Source organism: Mesorhizobium sp. M7A.F.Ca.CA.001.10.2.1 (assembly GCF_003998575.1).
In the GTDB taxonomy this organism is placed as follows: domain Bacteria; phylum Pseudomonadota; class Alphaproteobacteria; order Rhizobiales; family Rhizobiaceae; genus Mesorhizobium.
The window spans coordinates 1-2,382 of sequence record NZ_RZQY01000806.1 but is presented as its reverse complement, the minus strand read 5'-3'; the positions used below and the strand labels follow the sequence as shown (position 1 = coordinate 2,382).

General features: G+C 64.9%; 2 protein-coding genes. Both read left to right on the top strand.

The window, feature by feature from the left end:
* The first annotated feature begins 198 nt into the window (after positions 1 to 198).
* A complete protein-coding gene (locus EN964_RS31990) occupies positions 199 to 1,299 on the top strand; it encodes a hypothetical protein (protein ID WP_127277232.1) in 1,101 nt (366 codons plus the stop codon).
* Between the two features lie 353 nt (positions 1,300 to 1,652).
* A complete protein-coding gene (locus tag EN964_RS31980) occupies positions 1,653 to 2,273 on the top strand; it encodes a nucleoside triphosphate hydrolase (protein ID WP_127267261.1) in 621 nt (206 codons plus the stop codon).
* Positions 2,274 to 2,382: the final 109 nt, after the last annotated feature.

Genomic DNA, 2,382 nt, shown 5'->3' with positions numbered 1-2,382 from the left:
GCCCAGCGGATCGGGGTGGGGGTGACGCCGGCGCCAGACCCCCACCCCGTCGAACGATCTCCGCTTCGCTCCGGCCGCTCGCCGACCCTCCCCACAAGGGGGAGGGTGAAAGGGCGCTGATGCAAAATGCCTGTCGCAGTGCTTGCGCAGGTGCCGCCGAACAGGCCAGTTTGCGCCTGCAGAATCGGTGAGAGCGCAATGACCATCCACACCATCAAGGCCCGGGGCATTTCGGTTTCGCTCGACCTCACGGTCGGCCACATCGCCGACATGGTCGTCGAGGGTGGCGGGCGGCAGCTGAAGCCGCTGCACCGCGCACCCTGGGTCGATGCGAACGAGACACTGCCGGACAATTTGCCGGAAGGCACCGTTCGGCTGTCCGGCGATTTCCTCTGCGCGCCGTTTTCGCGCAGCGATGTCGAGGAAGCGCCGCTGCATGGCTGGCCGGCCAACAGCGCCTGGGATGTCGTCGAAAGTGCCGCGACAGACGATGGCTGGCGCGCGGTCTATCGCCTGCGGCACAAGGTGATGGGCGCTTCGATCGACAAGATCCTGACGCTGCGCGACGGCCATCCCTTCCTCTACCAGGAACATGTGTTTTCCGGCGGCCATGGTGCGATTTCGGTCGCGCATCACCCGATGACGACAATGACGGGCGGCGGCAGGCTGGCCTTTTCGCCGAAGCGGTTTGCCGCGACGCTGGACGACCCGCTGGAGCCGGATCCCGCACGCGGCCGCTTCCTGCTGGCCTATCCGGCACGATCCGCCGATCTCGGCCTTTTTCCCGCCGCAGGCGGCGGTACGCTCGACCTGACGGAATACCGCATGGGCGACCTGCGCGAGGATTTCCTCACGCTGGTCGAGACAGATCATGGCGGACCGGGCTGGACCGCGCTGGCGCGCCAGGCCGAGGACGATCTGGTGCTGGTGCTGAAGAACCCTGCCGAGCTACCGATCACCATGCTGTGGCTCAGCAATGGCGGGCGCGACTACGCGCCCTGGAGCGGCCGCCACCTTGGCGTGCTCGGCATCGAGGATGGCCGCGCCGCCGTCGGCCATGCCGCCTCGATCGGCGACAACTGGCTGAGGCGCGAAGGGGTAGCGACCGCCTTTGCGCTGGACGAAAGCCAAAGCGTTTCCTTTCGCCATGTCATCGGCGCCATGCCGCTATCTGGCGGCGAGCCACCGCAGGAGCTCACGACGGCGGATGGCCGCATGCGGCTGACGGCCGGTGGCGCGGCGCGGGAGGTTCCCTTCGACAGCGATTTCCTGCGTATTGGGCAGCCTGTGGCTGCCTGAACGAACAGCACAGTTTACTTCTGTTCGTTCAGGGGTTCCCATCAATTGCCAAAGTTGGCGCCGCCCCTCACCTGCCTGCCGGCATCCTCTCCCCGTATAGTGACGGGGAGAGGGGTGCTCTCATCACCGATTTCGCCAACTACCAGCGTTACAGAGTAGGCGCCGAGATTGCGGCTGGCCCCTTCTCCCCGTCACTATACGGGGAGAAGTGCCCGGCAGGGCGATGAGGGGCGGCGCCAACTTTGGCAAAAGACCGCCTCCAATAGCTCAAATCCCGATTTGAAATTTCCGCCAACTGCCGACAAGATACAGCGGAAATTATCGTGCCGATCATCCAGGCAAGCGAGGCTCTCATGTCCGAAATCGCCCATCTCGCCGCCACCATCTTCAAACGCGCCGGCAAGGCAAAGCGCTTCATCGTCGCCATTGCCGGTCCACCAGGCTCCGGCAAGTCGACGCTGTCGGCAAGGCTGCATGAACTGCTGCCCGAAGGGGCGGCTGAGGTCGTGCCGATGGACGGCTTCCACTATGACGACGCAGTGCTCGAGCGGCGCGGCCTGCGCGCGCGCAAGGGCGCGCCGGAAACCTTCGACTTTGCCGGGTTTGAGGCCCTGCTGAAGCGTATCCGTGCCGGCGAACCCGACATCGCCATCCCGGTCTTCGACCGCAGCATGGAACTGTCACGCGCCGCTGCTTCGATCGTCGCCACGCAAACCAAGTTCATCCTGGTCGAGGGCAACTATCTGCTGCTCGACGAAGAGCCGTGGTCGCGGCTGGCGCCGCTGTTCGATTTCTCGATCTTCGTCGACGTGCCGCGCAACGAGCTCGAGCGCCGCCTGATGGAGCGCTGGCACGGACATGGCCGCTCCGATGAAGATGCGCGCGCCTGGATCGCGTCCAACGACCTGCCCAACATCGAACGCGTGCTCGCGCGGCGCCGGGCTGCCGATCTGGTGATCGGCCTTTCCGCTTGATTCGACGGATTGCGCAAGGGGAACCTTAAGACTTTCAGGGCGTTATCCCGACACGGCAATTGTGCCAAAAGAGGGATTCGGTCCAATGGCAACCAAGGCAAGAAAGCCC

What these genes read in the sequence shown, in the direction of transcription:
- EN964_RS31990 (WP_127277232.1), top strand. Translation starts at nt 199, where the DNA reads ATGACCATCCACACCATCAAGGCCCGGGGCATTTCGGTTTCGCTCGAC.
- EN964_RS31980 (WP_127267261.1), top strand. Translation starts at nt 1,653, where the DNA reads ATGTCCGAAATCGCCCATCTCGCCGCCACCATCTTCAAACGCGCCGGC.